We start from the raw sequence: 18,968 nt of genomic DNA on the forward strand, positions 1-18,968 counted from the left end.
AACCCCTTGACACGGGCGCGCCGACCGTCGCCGCGCCGTTCAGACCGGGCGCTGAGAGCTCTCGCGCAGCAGGATCTGCAGGGGCAGCCGGGCGACGACCGGCTCGGCTTCCGTGTTCTCCAGCCGCCGGGCGAGCACCTGCACGGCCGCCCGGCCGAGGTCGATCATCGGCTGACGGATCGTGGTCAGCGGAGGCTGCGACAGCGCGGCGGCCTCGATGCCGTCGAAGCCCGTCACGAGCACTTCGTCCGGCACGCGGACGCCAGCTCCGCGGAACGCGTCGAGCGCTCCGAGCGCCATCTGATCGTTCGCGGAGATCAGCGCGGCCGGCGCCTGCGCGGTGAGAAGCTCCTCGGCAGTTCTGCGCCCCGACGCCCGGGTGAAGTCGCCGCGCAGCACCGTCACGTCGTCGAGCGATCCGCCCGCAGCCACCACGGCCGCCGCGAACCCCTCCCAGCGCTGCAGACCATCCGGCGAATCCGCGGGCCCCGCGAGGAAAGCGAGCGGCCCGTCTCCCACCTGTGCCAGCACGTGCCGGGTCAGCTCACCCATCGCTTCGGCGTTGCTCACCGTGACGTGGTCGTAGTGATCGCCGCGCGGCGGCCCGGAGAGCACGACCACGGGAATGCGCCGCGCCAGTCGTGCCAGCACGTCGTCCGGCACGCTGCTCGCGAGGACCATGAGTCCGTCCACACGGCCGGCCATGTCACGCACGGTGGAGCGATCGGGATCGTCGCGCCCGACGCCGACCATGAGCACGAAGCCCTGCTTCCACGCTTCCAGCTCCGCACCGCGCAGCACCTCGTCGAGGAACAGCATCGAGGTGTGCCGACCGTCGGAATCGGCCTCGTCGCGGACGATCGCGAACGGTGGGGCGTCGGCATCGGCGGCGGAGAGCGCGTCGAGCGGCGGAGCATCCTCAGCGGCATCGAATCCCGGGAAGTACAGCCCGAGCACGCCGGTGCGCCGCTCGGCGAGTCCGCGGGCGCTGCCGCTGGGCACGTACCCGAGTGCCGCGACGGCGTCGAGCACGCGCTCACGGGTGACCGGGCGCACCGCATCCGGTGAGCGCAGCACACGCGAGACCGTGGCGATCGAGACGCCGGCCCGATCGGCCACGTCGTACACGGTCGCCGCCTTGCTCACGGTCACGCCCCTCCGGAGCGGGCGGCGAGGGCGGCCTGATAGAGGTCCCGGGAGGAGAGCCCGGTGAGGCCGGCGACCTCGGAGGCGGCGTCCTTGAGCCGGATGCCGTCGGCGACGAGCTTCTGCACCTGCGTGAGAGCGTCTTCCGGCGAGGCATCGCGGTGCGCCGCCCCTTCGACCACGACGACGATCTCACCCTTCACACCGTCCTCGGCCCACGCCACCAATTCGGATGCCGTGCCGCGGCGCACTTCTTCGTACAGCTTCGTGAGCTCCCGGCACACCGCGATCCGCCGCTCGTCGCCGAACGCCGCACCCATGTCGGCGAGTGAGCTCGCGAGGCGCGCGGGAGATTCGAAGAAGACCATGGTGCGGGGTTCTGCGGCCAGCGCGCGCAGGGTAGAGCGCCGCTCCCCCGGTTTGCGCGGCAGGAAACCCTCGAACGTGAAGCGGTCGGTGGGCAGGCCCGAGATCGCGAGCGCCATCAGCACCGCGCTCGGCCCGGGGATCGCGGTCACCGTGACGCCCTGAGCGACGGCTTCGGCGACCAGCCCGTAGCCCGGATCGCTCACGGTGGGCATGCCGGCATCGCTCATCACCACGATGTCGGTCTCGGCCGCGAGCGCTGCCAGCTCGGCGGCCTTCTGCTTCTCGTTGTGGTCATGCAGGGCGATCAGGCGCGGCCGGTTCTCGATCTGCAGGGCCTTCAGCAGACGCTGCGTGGTTCGCGTGTCTTCGGCGACGACGACCTCGGCGTTCTCCAGCACCTCCACGAGGCGGCGCGATGCGTCGCCGAGATTTCCGATCGGAGTGGCGGCGAGGATGATCACCCGCCCAGCTTAGGCGGGCCGGATGCAGCCGACCGAGAAGGCCGGTTGTCTAGGCTGGAGCGGTGACCGCGCCCGTGCCCCTGCTTCCCGCTCCCGATGAGCGGTTGACGCGCTACGGGCAGCTGCGTGACCGCCTGCTCCACGCTCCCGACTGGGGGCGCGCGATCCGGTGGCTCGCGCCCCTCGTCATCACCGCGATCGCCGCCCTTCTCCGCCTGATCAACGTCGCCCATCCGCATCAGCTCGCGTTCGACGAGACCTACTACGTCAAGGACGCCTGGTCGCTGTGGACGCTCGGCTACGAGGGCACGTGGGGCGAGAACGCCAACGATGCCTTCGTCACGCTGCAGCAGCTGCCGCTGTCCGAACAGGGCGCGTTCATCGTGCACCCCCCGCTCGGCAAGTGGCTCATCGCACTCGGCATGGCGATCGGCGGTCCCGACAACAGCGCCGGCTGGCGGCTCGCGACCGCAGTGCTCGGCACCGCATCCGTACTCCTGGTCTACCTGATCGCGCGACGGCTCAGCGGTTCCGTGATCGTGGCGAGCGTGGCCGGAACGCTGCTCGCGATCGACGGTCTCAGCATCGTGATGAGCCGCATCGCCCTGCTCGACGGCATCCTGACCTTCTTCGTCCTGCTGGGCGTTCTCTTCGTGGTCATCGACCGGCAGCGGACGATCCCGGTGCTCGAGAAGCGCGATCCCGACACACCGGATCCGTTCTGGGGTCCGGTCCTCTGGCGTCGTCCCTGGCTGATCGCCGCGGGCGCTGCGCTCGGTGCGGCATCGGCCGTGAAATGGTCGGGACTGTACGTGCTGGCGGGCTTCGGCCTGTACGTCGTCGTCACCGACGCTCTGGCCCGACGGCGCGCAGGCGTGGTGCTCTGGCCGACCTCGGCAGCGTTCCGTCAGGGCCCCGTCTCGTTCGTGCTGCTCGTGTTCCCCGCGCTGGCCGTGTACCTGGTCAGCTGGACCGGCTGGCTGGTGACGGCCGGGGGCTACGACCGGCAGAGCGACCCGAACCCGCTGATCGCGCTATGGAAGTACCACGAGTCGATCCTGGGCTTCCACGTCGGCCTCACTCGCGGGCACCCCTACGCGAGTCCGGCGTGGGAATGGCCGTTCCTGCTGCGCCCCACGGCGGTCTGGGTCGACTCCGACCCGGCTGGCTGCGGCACGGACCACTGCATCGGCGTGATCTCGGCGATCCCGAATCCGCTCATCTGGTACGCGGGCGTGGCCGCGGCGATCTACCTGCTCTACCGCTTGGTGCGCGGCTGGATCACCCGGCAGCCCGTCGGCCCGGAGCTGAGCATCCCCCTGGTCGGCCTCGCGGTCACCTACGTGCCGTGGCTGATGTTCCCCGACCGCACGATCTTCCAGTTCTATACGGTCGTGATGATGCCGTTCCTCGTGATCGCGCTGGCGATGACGCTGCGGATCATCGCAGGGAGACGTGAGGATCCGCTCTACCGCCGCCAGTCCGGCGAGCGCACCGTGATGATCTTCCTCGCGTTCGTGGTGCTGGTGTCGGCGTTCTTCCTTCCCCTGTGGACCGGGATGAGCGTGCCGTACGAGTTCTGGTTGCTGCACAACTGGCTGCCCGGCTGGGTGTGAGCCCGCCCGGCGCACCACGGTGTCCCTCAGATCGCGAGTGACTGCACGATCTCGTCGAGCGTGCGCCCGAACGCGAAGCGGTACCAGTCCAGGGCGTCTTCGCCGGAGAGCTGAGCGACGTGACCGGCGTCGCCGGTGAACGACCACCGCTGAGTCCCCGGGGGCCAGGACGCCATGGCCTCCGGCGGCGGAACCTCCGCCGACGTGGATGGCGGCAGCGCAGGAAGGCCGTGCTCCTGCCGTCCACGCGCCCCCACAGCCGTCGCGAGCCAGAGCTCGGCGAAGGCGCGGGGACGCAGCGACGCGATCGGCGCTGCCGTCTCGGCGCGGTAGACGAGCGTCATGGAGTCGGAGCGCACGACGACCCATCGCTCGCCCGCGGCGAAGAACCGACAGCGCGCGTCGGAGTGCAGGTCGATCGTCGCGCCGAGCCGCACGAGCGCGCCGACGGCCGCTGCGGAGAGCAGCTTCTCCGGCACTTCCCGTTCGCGGCGGCGCTGTTCCGCCTCCAGGCGCTCGGCCGCGAGCGGCGCGTACTCCGCGCTCAGGGCATCCCGATTCGCCGCAGCGCCCGCTGCCAGTCGCCCGTGCAGCCACTGCGGGTCGAGTTGGAGGAAGTAGCGGAAGACGACCGGGATCGGCGACGCCGACCCCCGCAGTCGGCGGTTCCTGACCAGCAGACGCACCCCGTGGTCCACCGACCACACCGCCGACACGGTGCCGTCGACGACGGCGACCCACGACCATCCGCGGTTCTCGATCTCGGGATGCGTCGCCTCGAGCAGATCCGCCAGGCGCGTGCCGTCCGGGAAGGACCGGCGGTGCGCATGGGAGGACATGTCGTCGCCCATCGCGACGCTGTCGCGGTCGAGATCCACGAGCACGGGAGCAGCGACCATGACGACGATGCTAGCGGGATCGTCGTGGCCCTAGAGCACCTCGTCCGTGGCCACGTGCTCGACCAGCGGGAGCACACGGCCCGAGAGATGCGTGCGCATCGCGATCGACGAGGCGGTGCGTGCGACGCCCGGCACCAGGGCCACCCGGTCGAGCACCTCCTGCAACCGCGTGGCATCGCGCGCCACCAGCCGCAACTGCATGTCGCTGGCCCCCGTGACGGTGTGCATGTCGACGATCTCGGGGACGGCATCCGCAAGAGCCGTCGCCACGTCGTCGTGCCCCACCTTCTGATCGATCTCGACCAGGCAGAACGCGACGACGCCGTAGCCGAAACCCGCCGGATCGATCCGCGGCACGATCGCCTCGATCACCCCGCCCTCGTGCAGGCGCGCGAGCCGACTCGTCGCGGTGCCGCGCGCGATCCCGAGCCGCCGTGCACACTCCAGGATCGGCAGCTGCGGCGACTCCGTGAGCAGACGGATGAGCTGGGCGTCGAGGCGATCGATGCGCATCACTACTCCCGCGGGACGCCGGGCCGGGCCACGCTCCTGGTCGCCCGGGCGACGAGGAGGAGCACGGCGGTGAGACCCAGCGTGAGCAGCAGCTGGATGCGCGCGGCCTCATCGATCATCGCGAGGGCGATCACGGCGGCGAGCAGCACCAGGCACAGCCACGACAACCAGGGGAAGCCCCACATGCGCATCGGCATCGCCTCGCCCGCACGATCCGCGCGACGGCGGAGGATGATCTGCGCCACCGCGGTGGCGGTCCAGATCACGAGCAGCGTCGATCCGACCACGTTCAGCAGGGCGGGCAGCACCACGTCAGGGAAGGCCCAGTTGAGCCCGACCGTGACGAACCCGAACGCCACGGAGGCCAGCACGGCGATGAACGGCACGCCCTTGAGGCTCGTGCGGGTCGCGGCCAGCGGGGCGAGTCCGCGCTCGCCCAGCGAGTAGGCCATGCGGGAGGCCCCGTAGATGTTGGCGTTCATGGCCGACAGCAGCGCGATGATCACGATGAGGTCCATCACGAGCCCGACGCCGGGCACGTTCAGCGTCTCGAGCACCGCCGAGAACGGGCCCGCCTTCACGGCCGGGTCGTTCCAGGGCAGCACGGCGACGATCACGAAGATCGATCCGACGTAGAAGACGAGGATGCGCACGAGCACCTCGCGCACGATGCGGCGGATGTTATGCGCGGGGTCGTTCGACTCCGCGGCGGCAATCGCGACCACCTCGGTGCCCCCGAACGCGAACACCACGATCAGCAGGGCGCCGGCGATACCGGCGATGCCGTTCGGCGCGAAGCCGCCGTTGTCAACCAGGTTCGCGATGCCGGTCGCCGGAACCCCGGGGATCAGCCCGACGATCGCGCACACCCCCACCACGAGGAAGGCGATGATCGCCGCGACCTTGATCGCCGCGAACCAGAACTCGAAGCGGCCGTAGTTGCGCACGCCGAACAGGTTCACCGCGGTGAGCGCGACGACGAAGATCAGCACCCACACCCAGGCCGGGATGCCCGGCGTCCAGTTGGAGACGATCGCACCGGCACCGGTCGCCTCGGCCGCGATCACCACGACGAGCTGGATCCAGTAGAGCCAGCCGACCGCGCTGCCGGCGCTGCGTCCCATCGCCTTCTGGGCGTATGAGCTGAAAGCCCCCGAGCTGGGCCGTGCGGCGACCATCTCGGCCAGCATCGCCATCACGAGCACGACGATGCCGCCCGCGACGAGATACGACACCAGCACGGCGGGACCCGCGATGCTGATCGCCTGGCCCGATCCGACGAACAACCCGGCGCCGATCGCACCGCCCAGTCCCATCATCGAGATCTGACGGCGGGTCAGGCCCGGGTGCAGACCCTTGGTGGTCGTGGTGGTCGGGGGGACCTCGGTCATACGGTCATCGGTCATGCGCCGACCTCCACACGCTCGGCGGCATCGTGGTCGTGCACGGCACTCGCGAGCGCGGCTTCCACCCGGTCGATGTCCTCCACGGAACCCGAGGAGATGCGGATGCCCTCCCCGGCGAAGGCGCGCGCGATCACGCCGCCTCTCTGCAGGAGGCTCTCGAGCTCCGCGGTGCGGTCGGCGGACGGCACCCACACGAAGTTGGCCTGGGACCGGACGGCCGGCCATCCGGCCGCGACGAGCACGGCATGGAGCCTGTCGCGCTGGGCGACGACCTCGTCGATGCGCGTCGCGAGCTCGTCTTCAGCGTCCAGCGAGGCGAGAGCCGCGGTCTGCGCCAGGTCGGTCACGCCGAACGGCACGGCCACCTTGCGCTGGTTCTCGGCAACAGCGGCCGGGGCGATCGCATAGCCGATGCGCAGGCCGGCGAGTCCGTAGGCCTTGGAGAACGTGTGCAGCACCGCCACATGCGGGTGCCGCCGGAACAGCTCGATGCCGGCACCCCGGCTCTCGGTGCGATCGAAGTGCACGTAGGCCTCGTCGATCACCACGAGCACGTCGTGCGGCACCGCGGCGACGAAGCGCTCGAGCTCGTCGGCGCCGACCACGGTGCCCGTCGGGTTGTTCGGGTTGCACACGAAGATCAGGCGGGTGCGCGGGGTGATCGCCGCGAGCATCGCATCGAGGTCGTGCCCGTGATCCGCGTCGAGCGGCACGGGGACGGGCGTGGCACCCGCGATGCGAACCAGGGACGGGTACGCCTCGAACGAGCGCCACGCGAAGACGACCTCGTCACCGTCGCCGGCGACCGCGTGGATGAGTTGAGAGGCGATCTCGACCGACCCGGCACCGACGGTGACCTCTGACGCATCGACGCCGTAGCGGTCGGCCAGCCGTTCGCGCAGGGCCGCGGCGCTCATGTCGGGATAGCGGTGGATGCCGTCCAGGCGATCGCGTACGGCCTCGACGACCGAGGGCAGCGGCGGATGCGGGGACTCGTTCGAGGAGAGCTTCGAGGCACCGGCCGGGGCAGAGCGCCCCTGCCGGTACGCGGGAACGGCGTCGAGTCCGGCGCGGGTGGGGAGAGGCATCGTCAGAGCGTCCTTGCTGTGATCCATGGGCGGCCCCCGAGCGGCACCGCCTGCTGTCGCGCAACAGTAGAACGGATCGCATCCACTGGGCAATCGGCGCACCGGAAGCTGCGCATCTCGCGCAATCGACCGGCACTTCCCGGGCAATGGTTAGTCAGATTGCACAGTCGCGCTGTCTCGATCGTTGGACGCCGCGAGTCGGAAGCCGATGCCCACCGCGACGAGGTCGGCCTCGTAGGCCCCGTGCCGCCGTGCGCAGCGAGCCAGGTCGACGTCGTGACGGAACGCGCCGCCGCGCGTGATGTGCGGATCAGCTGCCCAGTCCTCGACGGCGGGGACGTCATCGGGCGCTCCCGGATACGGCGCGTACAGGGTCGAGGTCCACTCGTCGACGTTGCCGGCCAGGTCGAGCACCCCGAACGGACTGGCGCCGTCGGGAAACGAGCCGACAGGTGTGGTGGTGCCCAGTCCCAGATCGAACAGGTTCGCCCGGCCCGTGACGTACTCGTCACCCCACGGGAACTCGCGGGTGTCGTCGCCGCGCGCCGCCCGTTCCCACTCGTCTTCGGTCGGCAGGCGGGCGTCCACGCCGAGCTGCGAGCCGATCCAGGCGGCATAGGCGGTGGCCTCGTCCCACGAGACCCCGACCACCGGATGCTCGTCGATGCCGGAGATGGCACGGGCGCCGGTCGCCTCCGCGAACACCCTCCACTGCGCCACCGTCACCGGGGTGCGGGCGAGCCGGAACGCCGGGACGACGACCTGCGTGCGCGGCGTCTCCTTCTCGTACCAAGCTCGGGGAACGCCGGTGTGGGCATACCGGACGGTGAGGGCGTCGACCTGATCGAGCGGTGTCCCCCGCTGCAGTGCTCCCGCCGGGATGTCGACCCACTCGATCTGCCGCGCGCCCATGCCCGCCCCCTCTCTCGAAACCGGTTCCCTTCCCAGCGTAGGAGCCGTGGCGCGGGTGAGGGCCGACCGTCAGCGCGCGAGCGACACCTCTGCGGGGTCACTCACCGGCAGTCGGCACACGAAGGCGCGGCAGTCGTAGGCGCGTTCCGCGACCGCGTCCTTGCCCTCGAACAGTTCGAACCCCGCATCCGCGAACGCCCGCGCCTGCTCGGGCGTGGCCACGGCGACCACCTCGGCGTCCGCGCCCCGCCCGACCACGGCCAGCGCGCTGTCACGCGCCGCAGTGACCACGACGAGCTGGCGGGGCGGAACGGCGAGTCCTGCAGCCACCCGCAGCAGCGTGCCGTGGGCGAACGGCTGCTCCAGCGAGCGCACGGCGAGTGCCCTCACCGTCCCCATCGCGGCTTCGCGATACCGGTCCCCCGCGCCCAGCAACCAGGCCGTCAGCGCGGCGGTGGCCACCGCAGCGGCGTCGGAGGGCAGGTCGCCGTCGGTCTGATCGGGCGAGGTCGCGATGCCCTGAGCGGACAGCAGCGGATCATCGCCGGCTCTGCTGTCGATGGACTCGTCGAGGACGCCTCGTGCGGCGATCGCCCAGGTCGCATCGCCCGTCGCCAGCGCGAGCGCGAACAGGCCGTCGGCGAGCAGCCCGAGGTCGGCGGCGGTCGCGACCGCGGCGGATGCCCGCCCGTCGAGGGAAGCGCGCACCAGGGCGCCGTCGGCATCCCGATTGATCCGCAGCACCTGTTCCGCAGCAGAGGCCGCCGCGTCGATCCAGCTCTGCTCCCCGAAGGCCGCTCCCGCCCGCGCGAGGGCGCCGATCGCGAGTCCGTTCCAACCGGTGATCACCTTGCCGTCGACCGCAGGCACCTCCAGGCCCGCGCGCTCGGCGAGCGGGCGGAGGTAGTACCCGCCCTCGTTGCGCTCACCGTCGATCGTCGACTCCGAGTCCTGCGCCGCACCGAAGCCGCCACCGTCGCGCTGGAGCACGTCGATCAGGAAGGAGGCGATACCCCGCACGGTCTGCTCGTCTCCCGCGTCGCGCGCGACATCGAGCAGCTGTGCGTTGTCGGTCAGCATCCTCTCGTAGTGCGGCACCGTCCAGTCACGCTGTGTCGCGTAGCGGAAGAACCCGCCATCGGCATCGCGGAGCTCCGAGCCCGCCATCGCCGCGAGAGCGCGTGCAGCCGATGCCGCCGCTCCCGGAGCCCCCTCCCGCACGAGCGGGTGCTGCAGGAATCGCAGCGTCGTGGCCACGGGGAACTTCGGTGCTCCGCCGAAGCCGCCGAACTGCCGATCCTCGCGCTGCGCGATCGTCTCGGCAGCCGTCGCGATCGTCACCACATCCGGCAGATCTGAGGGAACGGATTCCGCCGCCCTGGCGAGCGCGTCGGTCGCGGCATCCGCCGACTCCTCCGCCTGCGCACGACGCAGCGTCCAGGCTTCCCGCACCGCCGCGAGCACGTCGCGGAATGCGGGCATCGGCGCACGCGCCTCCGGGGGCCAGTAGGTACCGGCGTAGAAGGTGCGCCCGCGCGGAGTGGCGAAGACCGTGAGCGGCCAGCCGAGGTTCTGCGTGAAGGCCGAGGCCGCGGCCATGTAGGCGCCGTCCACCTGCGGGTGCTCCTCGCGGTCGACTTTCACAGCCACGAAGCCCTCGTTGATGAGTGCGGCGGTGGCAGGGTCTGCGAACGACTCCCGAGCCATCACGTGGCACCAGTGGCAGGTCGAGTAGCCGATCGAGATCAGGAGCGGCACGTCCCGCCGCTGCGCCTCCTCGAACGCCTCCTCACCCCACGGGTACCAGTCGACCGGGTTGTCGGTGTGCGCGCGGAGGTAGGGGCTGAGAGTGTCGGCGAGCCGGTTGGTCATGCCCTCACGCTACGCCGCGCGGAGGGGGCGCGGTCAGCCGACGAGCAGCTCGATCGGACGCGATGCCGCGTATCCCACCAGCGGAAGGGCGCGCTCGGCGGCCAACGCGATGCGCGCCTCGAGCACCTCGGAGACGATCTCGTAGCCGTCGAAGTCGGTGTTGCTCGCGTAGACGCCGAGCGGAAGGGTGAGCGCCTGGAAGAACGCGAACAGCGGGCGCAGCTGGTGCTCGATGATCAGCGCATGCTTCTCGCCGCCGCCGGTCGCCGCCAGCAGCACCGGCTTGCCAACGAGGTCGTACTGGCCGACGAAGTCGAACAGGTGCTTGAAGAGCCCGGTGAACGATGCCCGATACACGGGGCTGCCCACGATCAACAGATCGGCGGACTCGATCGCCTGCAGCTGCGCCTCGACCTCCGGCGGCAACTGATCGCGCTGCAGCGCGCCGGCCAGCCCCGGACCGATCTGCGTCAGCTCGATGAGCTGCGACTCGATCTCGGAGCGCTCGGCGATGGCGGCCGTGATCGCGCGGACGAGGGCGGTCGTCTTGCTGGGCTCGTGCAGGGATCCCGACACGGCGACGACACGGAACGGAGCTGTCATGCCTCGACGGTACTCACGACGACGCCCCGTGTCGCGCGAGGCGACACGGGGCGTCATGTAGGCCCGAAGGCCCTTTGTCCGCTGAGCGGGTCAGTTGACCTCGTCCGGGTGCGAGCCGACGCGGCCGGAGCCGTCGAGCGGGTCGAGGGCATCGATCGCCGCGATCTCGGCGTCGGTCAGCTCGAAGCCGAAGACGTCGAGGTTCTCGCGCAGGCGCTCGGCGCGCACCGACTTCGGGAAGACGATGATGCCCTTCTGCAGGTGCCAGCGCAGCACCGCCTGCGCGGGGGTGACCCCGTGCGCTGCTGCGGCTTCCGCGACGGCGGGAGTGCCGAACAGGTCGTACTTGCCCTGGCCGAGCGGCCCCCAGGCCTCGATCTTGACGCCGTTCGCGTCGGCCCAGGCGACCTCTTCGCGGCGCTGGTACGCCGGGTGCAGTTCGATCTGGTTCACGGCCGGGACGACGCCGGTCTCCTTCACGGTGCGCTCCAGGTGCGGGACCAGGAAGTTCGAGACGCCGATGCTGCGGGTGAGCCCGGCGTCGCGGAGCTCGACCAGCTTCGCGAATGCGTGCACGTAGTCGTCCTTGGCGGGGGTCGGCCAGTGCACCAGGTACAGGTCGACCTTATCCAGCCCGAGCTTCTCGAGGCTCTCGCCGATGGCGGCGCGCGGCTCGTCGTCGTGGTGACGGTCGTTCCAGAGCTTCGTGGTGACGAACAGCTCATCGCGCGGGATGCCGGAGGCTGCGATGGCGGCGCCGACGCCCTCTTCGTTGCCGTAGATGGCGGCCGTGTCGATGTGGCGGTAGCCGATCTCGAGCGCCTCGCTCACCGCGCGCTCGGTCTCTGCCGGCGGCACCTTGAAGACGCCGTAGCCGAGCTGGGGGATGGAGTTGCCGTCGTTCAGTTCGAGTGCAGGAATCGTCATGTCTCCAGCCTATGACCTGTGATGACAGGCGGGACCGGCCGGTGACGAAAGAAGTCGGTGCGGGCGACGCGCCCCTCGGCCGACGTTCCCTAGGCTGAGGGTCGATGAATGAACGCGACGCCTCGGGCGATGAGGAGTACCTCCCGCCGCCGCCCCCTGCAGCCGATGCGCAGGATCCCGATGACGGCGAGTCGCGGATCGTGACGGCCACGAAGAGGCGCAGTCGGACCATCGTCATCCTGGTCACCGTCATCGCGGCCGTCCTGCTCCTCGGAACGATCGCGACGAATCTCGTTCTCGCTGCCGGTCTGCGCGCGGAGATCGGAGAGGGACGTGGAGACTCGTCGGCAGCGCCATCGGCATCCACGACTCCGGAAGACACCGTAGCTCCGACATCGGCCGCCGACCGGCCGAGCGCCGGGTGCGGCGACCTCTGCACGGCGGCCGCCCACGAGATCGGAACCGCGGCCGGCGACTGGCGACTCGAAGGCGACTGGACGGACGCGCCGAACGATCTCGGCTCCTCTGATGCCGCGACCGCGGTGTTCGGCGCCGACACCGGACGCGCCACCGTGACGGTGCTGCAGTTCCCCTCCGATGATGAGGCCGCGCAGGCCGCGCTCGACATACGCGCCAGGATCGGCGACCCCACCTACACGGAGCAGGTCTTCGACGACGGATCGGGCACCCGATACGACTTCGACGGCGCGATCGTGAGCCGGGTCATGTGGCATCTCGATGCCCGGTCACGCCCGCACGCCCCCGGACGCCTGTACATCGTCGAAGCGCCCGCGAACGCGGCGGACAGCTTCGCCGACCAGGGCGCCTACCAGCTGTATCTCGCATTGCCGCTCTAGTCGCGGCGCATCCCGTGCGTCCCTCGCGAGAGAAGTCAGTCGAGGTCGCGCAGCCCTTGTGACATGGCCCGGAAGGCGTCTACCGCGCGCTCCGCAGGACGAGGGCCGTCGGGTTCCGCCGCCCACTGCTCGAGTCCGACCCGGATCGAGGCGGTCGCGACGGCGGCGAGCAGGGTCGCCTCCCACACCGCGATGCCGCGCTCCTGGAGGATCGCTCGCAGTCGACGCTCGGAGTCGTCGTTGACGCGCAGCCAGACGTCGCGCATCGCCGTATCGTCGTCGAGGCCGCGGAGCACGCCGAGCATCGTGTCGAGCTCGAGTCCCTCGGATGACCGCTCCGCGGGCTCGTCCTCGGTGAGCTGCGCCTGGATCACGGCGGGGATCTGCTCCCGCAGCGAACGCTCCCCCACCTGCGCGAAGGCCTCCTGCCAGCGCTGGGCGCCGACGCTGAGGATCGGCGTGACCGCGTCTTCCTTCCGGGCGAAGTACCGGTAGAACGTGCGCACCGAGACACCGGCGCGCGCTGCGATCTGCTCGGCGGTGACCCCCGCCACGCTCTGCTCGGCGAACAGGGCGGCGGCAGCGGCCGCGATGTCCCGCTCGGTCGCGGCCCTGCGGCGTTCGGTGAGGGTCGAGGTCTCCACCGTCACAGCGTACGGGAATAGGTGCCCTCTGCGGCAGGTTGGGCCTATGTGGCACGTTATGCCATTCAGGCATAGTCTGCCTACAACGGAACGTCGACACGACGACACCACCACGAAGGGAAGATCATGAACCGCTACGAAGGACGTCGGGCTCTCATCACCGGCGGAGGGTCGGGCATCGGCCAGGCCACGGTGCTGCGCATGCTCCGCGAAGGCGGCAGCGTCGTCGCCGCCGACGTCAGCACCGCGGGTCTCGAAGACACGGTCGCCAAGGCAGGACCGCTCGCCGAACGCCTCACGACCGTGACGATGAACATCGCCGACGAAGCCTCGGTGGCCGCCGGCGTCGCCGAGGCCGTCGCCGCTCTGGGTGGGCTCGACGTGCTCGTGAACGCCGCCGGCATCCTGCGCTCCTCGCACACCCATGAGACGACGCTCGACCAGTTCGAGCAGGTCATCCGGATCAACCTGGTCGGCACGTTCCTCGTGATCCGCGCGGCGATCCCCGCTCTGCTCGATGGCACGTCGTCCGCCGTGGTGAACTTCAGCTCGACCTCAGCCGGCTTCGCCCACCCCTACATGGCGGCCTACGCGGCCAGCAAGGGCGGCGTGCAGTCGATGACCCACGCGCTCGCCGCCGAGTACGCCAAGAGCGGGATTCGCTTCACCGCGGTGCAGCCCGGTTCGATCTCGTCCGGCATGACCGACGGATCCGGCCAGAGCAACCAGAGCAACGGCCCTGGCCTGCCCGCCGACGCCGACATGAGCCTGTTCATGAAGCTCGCGCCCGCGATCGGTCAGGGCTTCGCAGGCCCCGAGTCGGTCGCCGGTGTCGTGGCGATGCTGGCGAGCGAGGACGGTGCCTTCATCACCGGCACCGAGGTGCGCATCGACGGCGGCACGCACTTCTGAGAGACCAGGTGGGGGCACCCGACCCGATGCCGGTGCCCCCCCACCTGCTCACTCACTGACCCAGTCGGATGGCCTTGACCTCGTTCACGCGCACGACGTTCGTGCCGGTCGCGCTGCCGGCCCGGTACGAGAACACCGACGGCGATCCCTCGCCCTGCAGAGCCGGAGTCGCATCGGTCGTGGATACCTGCCACGCCGTAGGCTCCGGCTGACCCTCGGCCCACACCTTCGCGCGGATTGTCGTCGAGGGCGAACCGGAGGTCTCGGTCGACAGGTGGAACACCGTCCCGGCGCTCCAGGTCAGACCGGGGACCGCCGCGCTGGCGATCGCCGTGCCGTTGCGCTGGATCACCACCCAGACCGCCCCGTCCGCACGATGCCAGGCGAGAGCCCGGTACCCGCTGTCGCCGGCACGACGGGAACCCGCACCGACGTACGCCGTGCCCGAGTCCGGACCGGCCGAGAGCGTGTAGGACATCGTCGTGACGGAATCCCGCACCGATGCATCGTCCAACAGCATCTCGCGGGTCTGTCCTGCGGCGAGATCGATCACCCCGGCGCCGTCCGCCACGGAGAGCGCGGTCGACTTGCCCTGCATCGGCGTCCACACCCCGCCGATGTCGGCACTGCCCCAGCCGGATTCGACCGCACGATCGAATCCGTCCGATGCCACTGCGACGTCGGCGACCACGGGGGCCGTCACCACGACCTGCTTCTCGCTCGAGGCCGACAGTCCGCGGCTGTCCGTGACCGTCACGCGCACCGTGTAGGTGCCCGCCGCCGTGTAATCGTGCGTCGCCGTCGCACCCGTGGCCGTCGAGCCGTCGCCGAAGTCCCAGGCGTAGGCGCTGATCGAGGCTTCGCCGTCCGCGATCGAGCCCGACGCGTCGACCGCCACGCTCAGATCGGTCGGTTGCGCCGTGAAGGCCGCCGTCGGAGCCTTCAGGCCCTTCCCCAGTTGGAAGTGCGATCGCACCTGGTCCGCGTTCAACGCGACCGGGTACGCCGCGGCCTCGTCCAGCGCACCCTTGAAGTAGTTCGACGAGGGCGCCGAGGGCCAGCCCGTGAGCGCATCGCCGCCGATGCGGAGGTAGGCGGAGTCGGTCTTGGACGTCGTGACCGCGGGATCCGAGGCGACGAGCTCGCCGTCGACGTACAGCTTCATCCCCTCTGCGCCCTGCGAGACGACCGCGTGATGCCACGTTCCGTCGTTCAGCGCCTTGTCCCCGGCGACTGTCGCGCGGGTCTGACCGGCGAAGACGCCGAAGGTCAGCGTGCCGCCGTTGGTCATGTAGAGCTGACGGTCGACGGTCGCGGAGCTCCCCGTCTTCGCAGCCCCGGAGCCGATGAGCATGCCGCCGGTCTTCGTGGTCGTCTGGAACCAGATCTCCGAGGAGAACTCCTTCGACGCCGCCGCCTTGGCATCGGACGACACCCGGCCGTTCGTGGTGCCGTTGAACGTGGTCGATCCGGTGCCGCTGTTCTCGATGCCGGACGACGAGACCGTGGCGCCCGACCCGTTCACCGGGTTGTTCGCGCCCGCCCAGTCCTTCGAGACGTTGCCCATCGGGTAGTACAGCGAGGGGCCGTCTGCGAGGACCTTGGTCGTGTAGGCCGAGACCGTGCCCGCATTCGCCTTCGCGTTCACGCTCGCACTGGTCGCGGTGTTGCCGTCGGCGTCCCGCGCGACCACGGTGTAACTCTGCGTCGCGCCCGGCGTCGCCGTCGGGTCGTCGAGGGTGACCGTCGCGCGCTTCCACCAGGTGCCGTCCGCGGTCGTGCTCGCCACGGGTTCAGCTGTTCCGGCTCGGTACAGCTCGTAGGTGAGGGTCAGGTCATCCCGATCCCAGTTCGTCTGGATCGTCACACGAGCGCGCCCGGGAACGGGCGAGGTTCCCGCCGTGGGCTTCCAGTCCGCGGCTGCGATGCGGGGCCCGTCCTTCGCACCGTCGGGCGGATTCGTGGAGAAGCGCACGATTCCCTCGAACTGCCCGTTGTTCACCGAGCGGAACTCTCCGCCGATCGAGATCATGTCGCCTGCGCCCGTGATCGACAGGCCCGCCTGGCCGAGGCCGCTCGTGGTGCCGACCGCGAAGTCCGGCGCCCACTGATACGGCGACGGTGCAGGGGTTCCCGCCCAGTTGGCGTACCCCGAGTAGGTGTTCGCGGAGAGGGTGCCGCGCGCATCGGCCGTGTAGGCCTCGGCGTACTGGTACACCGCGGGGTTCTTCTGCGGCTGCAGACCCATCGTGTTGCAGGAGTGCATGTGGCTGGTGGTGTAGACAACCTTGCCGGTCGAGTACACGCCGTAGTGATCGCCGTGGCAATCCGCGATCCAGCGCACCGCCCCTGTTCCCGCCTCTGCGGCGAAAGTCCCCTCGAGGTTTCCTCCGCCGGCCCAGCTCCACCCGGTTCCGTAGACCGAGTTCGCGTCGGTGGCGAGGGCGAAGATACCGGAGTTGCTGCTGCTGCCGCTGTTCTTCACGACCTGGGAGATGCCCCAGGCGGTGTCGGCGGCACCCGTGGTCTTGTCCACCGCTGCGGAACCGCGCAGGCTGCTGCCGTTCACCGTCGAGAACCGGCCTCCGACGATGACGTTCGTGCCCGCCGGATCCATCACGAGGGCGTCGACCTGGCGGTCGGCCTGCGGGGCCCAGCTCAGGAGCGCTCCGTTCTTCTGGTCGAAGGCCGCGAGGTTCTTCCGGGCGACACCGTTGGCCTGGGTGAACAGACCGCCCAGGTAGATGTTCGACCCGTCGGTGGTGATCGCGTACACGCCGCTGCCGCCGATCGACGGCGCGAACTGCGGCACCAGCTCACCGGTCTTGGCATCGAGCGCCGCGAAGTTCCAGCGGTCCTTCCCGTTCACTTTGTTGAAGGAGCCGCCGATGTAGATGCGGGATCCGTCCGGAGATGCGGCGACCGCCTTGATGACGCCGTTGACCGTCGGCGCGAACGTGGACAGGGCACCCGAGACGATGTCGTAGGCCAGCACGTTCGACCGCGCTGTCAACGACGTGCCGGGCGCCGCCTTCGGCTCACGGGCGTTGTCGAACTTGCCCACCGCGTACACCGTGGTGCCGATCGTGGTCTGCGCCCACACGTAGCCGTTGTCGATCTGGACGGTCGGAATCGGATCCGACGTCACCACGTTCTCATCGCGCTGCAGTTGCGGCGGCGTGGTCGGCGGCACCTCGGCCGCGACCGCCGCCGCGGTTCCCATACCGGACAGACCTGCGATCAGCAGGCCGGCCGTCAGCACTGATGCGACGGCACCGCGTGCCCGTCGCCCGAAACTCGTGTTCCCCACCGTGACTCCCCAGTCGATGCCGTTCCGAACGCGCAGGCGTCTTCCCCCGCGCGCTCGACGACATCGAGGCGGCGAAAGATCGCCGCGACGCGGTGGTGTGAACTCCCCAGTTCGAAACTCCCCAGTCCGACCCGAGATCAGGGTCGGTCGCGGACGCCAGAAAGCGCCGCGCATTCACGCTAACACATAGCGCCGCCACCATCGGGTGAGAGGCCCCAGCTCGCCGGTGTCAACGGCGGGGTACCGCCGCCATCGCCGACGCTCCCCGACCGACCAGGCGCTCGAGCGGTCCACGTCCGAAGAACATCGACCAGAGCGTCGTCAGCACGAGCAGTCCGATCGCGGTCGCTGCCCAGAACGCGTTGCTGGAGAAGAACGCCCCTGGTCCGCCGACCAGCACGATCGACAGCACGTGGGCGCTGTATGCCGTCAGCGGCATGGAGCCGAGCGCGCCAACCGGCAGCAGGGCCCAGCGCAGAGGCCTGCTCAGCAGCAGGCACAGGGCGATGACGACGAGCGCGAAACCCCCGGACCCGAGAATCTCGGCCGTACCACCGCTGTGCGGGTCGACGGCGAAGACCGCGGTGAGCACGGCACGAAGCGGGTCGGATTCGGCGAGCGCCTGCGGGTAGGCCTCCCACCCGGATGGAACCGTGCCGAAGCCGGCGGAGCCGATGATCGAACTCCCCGAAGAGATCTCCGTCCGCGTAGCGCCGCTCTCGACGTCGCCGGTGAGGCCCGCAGCCTGTCCGATACCGCCCAGGCCGTACCCGACCACCACGAGCGCGACACCGATGCCGAGTGCGACAGCCGCCGTGCGCATCCGCTCGACGCGCAGGCGTCCGAGCGCCATGCCGGCCAGCACGAGTGACATCCAGACCGTGATCGGGTACGTGCCGTACAGCACGAAGCCGATGCCGGAACCGTACGGGTTCAGCATCAACGCGTTCAGGAACGCGAGCAGAGCGGGACCGAACAGTGCGAGCACCCCCGCCCCCGTCAGCAGCTGCCACGGCCGCCAGCGCAGGAACGGGATGACCGCGACGTAGAGCAGACCGTAGAGCGTGAGGATCACCGCGATCGGGGTGTTCAGCATCTCCAGGGCGAGGCCGATCACGAAGATCACCGCGCCCCGGCCGATCAGATTCAGGCGGATGCTCGGGATGCGCTCACGCTCCGGGAGCGCGCTGCGTCCGGTCATGAGAGCGATCGAGACGCCGGCGAGCACCGCGAACAGGATCGACGAGCGTCCATGCACCAGATCGGTCCAGGTCGACGGGTCGAACCAGTCGAACGGTTCCGTCTCGCCGATGTGCGCTCCGGCCATGCCGAGGATCGCCAACCCTCGGGCGACGTCGAGCCCGAGGATGCGCGGAGGTCGTCCGAACTCACGGAACCACCGGACGGGGGCGAGAGCAGTGATCACCCCCTGA

Annotated in this window: 16 protein-coding genes; 3 read left to right on the forward strand and 13 right to left on the reverse strand. The window is 70.1% G+C overall.

What is annotated here, in order from left to right:
• Positions 1-39 precede the first annotated feature (39 nt).
• Together ACIQLD_RS06080 and rsmI are read right to left on the reverse strand one after the other, a co-directional pair.
• Entirely contained in the window at positions 40-1,152 is a 1,113-nt protein-coding gene (locus ACIQLD_RS06080) for a LacI family DNA-binding transcriptional regulator (protein WP_402606251.1), read from the reverse strand.
• Positions 1,149-1,976 carry a 16S rRNA (cytidine(1402)-2'-O)-methyltransferase gene (rsmI, locus tag ACIQLD_RS06085; RefSeq protein WP_402606253.1) on the reverse strand — a complete coding sequence of 276 codons (828 nt, stop codon included), beginning with the start codon at positions 1,974-1,976 and terminating at the stop codon, positions 1,149-1,151. Before rsmI ends, ACIQLD_RS06080 begins: the two co-directional genes overlap by 4 nt.
• A 62-nt stretch (positions 1,977-2,038) precedes the next feature.
• Between rsmI and ACIQLD_RS06090 the strand changes: the two genes are divergently transcribed.
• The gene (locus ACIQLD_RS06090; protein ID WP_402606256.1) at positions 2,039-3,592 is read left to right on the forward strand and encodes a dolichyl-phosphate-mannose--protein mannosyltransferase; all 1,554 of its coding nucleotides are present in this window, start codon (positions 2,039-2,041) and stop codon (positions 3,590-3,592) included.
• Positions 3,593-3,618: 26 nt separating this feature from the next.
• On the opposite strand, the gene ACIQLD_RS06095 is transcribed toward ACIQLD_RS06090, so the two are convergent.
• From ACIQLD_RS06095 to ACIQLD_RS06130, 8 genes are all read right to left on the reverse strand, one after another.
• On the reverse strand, positions 3,619-4,491 hold the full coding sequence (locus ACIQLD_RS06095; protein WP_402606258.1) for a hypothetical protein: 873 nt from the start codon (positions 4,489-4,491) through the stop codon (positions 3,619-3,621).
• A 30-nt stretch (positions 4,492-4,521) separates the two neighbouring features.
• A complete protein-coding gene (locus ACIQLD_RS06100) occupies positions 4,522-5,004 on the reverse strand; it encodes an Lrp/AsnC family transcriptional regulator (RefSeq protein WP_029267075.1) in 483 nt (160 codons plus the stop codon).
• A gap of 2 nt (positions 5,005-5,006) precedes the next feature.
• Positions 5,007-6,410 carry an amino acid permease gene (locus ACIQLD_RS06105; RefSeq protein ID WP_402606262.1) on the reverse strand — a complete coding sequence of 468 codons (1,404 nt, stop codon included), beginning with the start codon at positions 6,408-6,410 and terminating at the stop codon, positions 5,007-5,009.
• Entirely contained in the window at positions 6,407-7,498 is a 1,092-nt protein-coding gene (gene hisC, locus ACIQLD_RS06110; protein ID WP_402606264.1) for a histidinol-phosphate transaminase, read from the reverse strand. The genes ACIQLD_RS06105 and hisC overlap by 4 nt, the downstream gene beginning before the upstream one ends.
• Before the next feature lie 150 nt (positions 7,499-7,648).
• On the reverse strand, positions 7,649-8,410 hold the full coding sequence (locus ACIQLD_RS06115; protein ID WP_402606266.1) for a formylglycine-generating enzyme family protein: 762 nt from the start codon (positions 8,408-8,410) through the stop codon (positions 7,649-7,651).
• 69 nt (positions 8,411-8,479) lie between these two features.
• The gene (locus tag ACIQLD_RS06120; RefSeq protein ID WP_402606269.1) at positions 8,480-10,282 is read right to left on the reverse strand and encodes a thioredoxin domain-containing protein; all 1,803 of its coding nucleotides are present in this window, start codon (positions 10,280-10,282) and stop codon (positions 8,480-8,482) included.
• Positions 10,283-10,315: 33 nt separating this feature from the next.
• Positions 10,316-10,885 (reverse strand): FMN reductase, encoded by a 570-nt coding sequence (msuE, locus tag ACIQLD_RS06125; protein WP_402606271.1) that lies wholly within the window; start codon positions 10,883-10,885, stop codon positions 10,316-10,318.
• A gap of 90 nt (positions 10,886-10,975) precedes the next feature.
• Positions 10,976-11,812 carry an aldo/keto reductase gene (locus ACIQLD_RS06130; protein WP_402606273.1) on the reverse strand — a complete coding sequence of 279 codons (837 nt, stop codon included), beginning with the start codon at positions 11,810-11,812 and terminating at the stop codon, positions 10,976-10,978.
• Positions 11,813-11,916: 104 nt separating this feature from the next.
• Here ACIQLD_RS06130 and ACIQLD_RS06135 point away from each other — a divergent pair, with 104 nt between their 5' ends.
• Positions 11,917-12,669 (forward strand): hypothetical protein, encoded by a 753-nt coding sequence (locus tag ACIQLD_RS06135; protein ID WP_402606275.1) that lies wholly within the window; start codon positions 11,917-11,919, stop codon positions 12,667-12,669.
• A 35-nt stretch (positions 12,670-12,704) separates the two neighbouring features.
• On the opposite strand, the gene ACIQLD_RS06140 is transcribed toward ACIQLD_RS06135, so the two are convergent.
• Entirely contained in the window at positions 12,705-13,313 is a 609-nt protein-coding gene (locus tag ACIQLD_RS06140; RefSeq protein ID WP_402606278.1) for a TetR/AcrR family transcriptional regulator, read from the reverse strand.
• A 126-nt stretch (positions 13,314-13,439) separates the two neighbouring features.
• On the opposite strand from ACIQLD_RS06140, the gene ACIQLD_RS06145 reads away from it, so the two are divergent.
• Positions 13,440-14,225 (forward strand): SDR family NAD(P)-dependent oxidoreductase, encoded by a 786-nt coding sequence (locus ACIQLD_RS06145; protein WP_402606281.1) that lies wholly within the window; start codon positions 13,440-13,442, stop codon positions 14,223-14,225.
• A 52-nt stretch (positions 14,226-14,277) separates the two neighbouring features.
• Here the strand turns inward: ACIQLD_RS06145 and ACIQLD_RS06150 are convergent, their stop codons facing one another.
• Positions 14,278-17,535, reverse strand: coding sequence for a LamG-like jellyroll fold domain-containing protein (locus ACIQLD_RS06150; RefSeq protein WP_402606283.1), 3,258 nt, complete (start codon positions 17,533-17,535; stop codon positions 14,278-14,280).
• Between the two features lie 229 nt (positions 17,536-17,764).
• Positions 17,765-18,961 carry a heparan-alpha-glucosaminide N-acetyltransferase domain-containing protein gene (locus tag ACIQLD_RS06155; RefSeq protein WP_402606285.1) on the reverse strand — a complete coding sequence of 399 codons (1,197 nt, stop codon included), beginning with the start codon at positions 18,959-18,961 and terminating at the stop codon, positions 17,765-17,767.
• Positions 18,962-18,968: the final 7 nt, after the last annotated feature.

Source organism: Microbacterium sp. NPDC091662, from assembly GCF_044756705.1.
Taxonomy (GTDB): domain Bacteria; phylum Actinomycetota; class Actinomycetes; order Actinomycetales; family Microbacteriaceae; genus Microbacterium.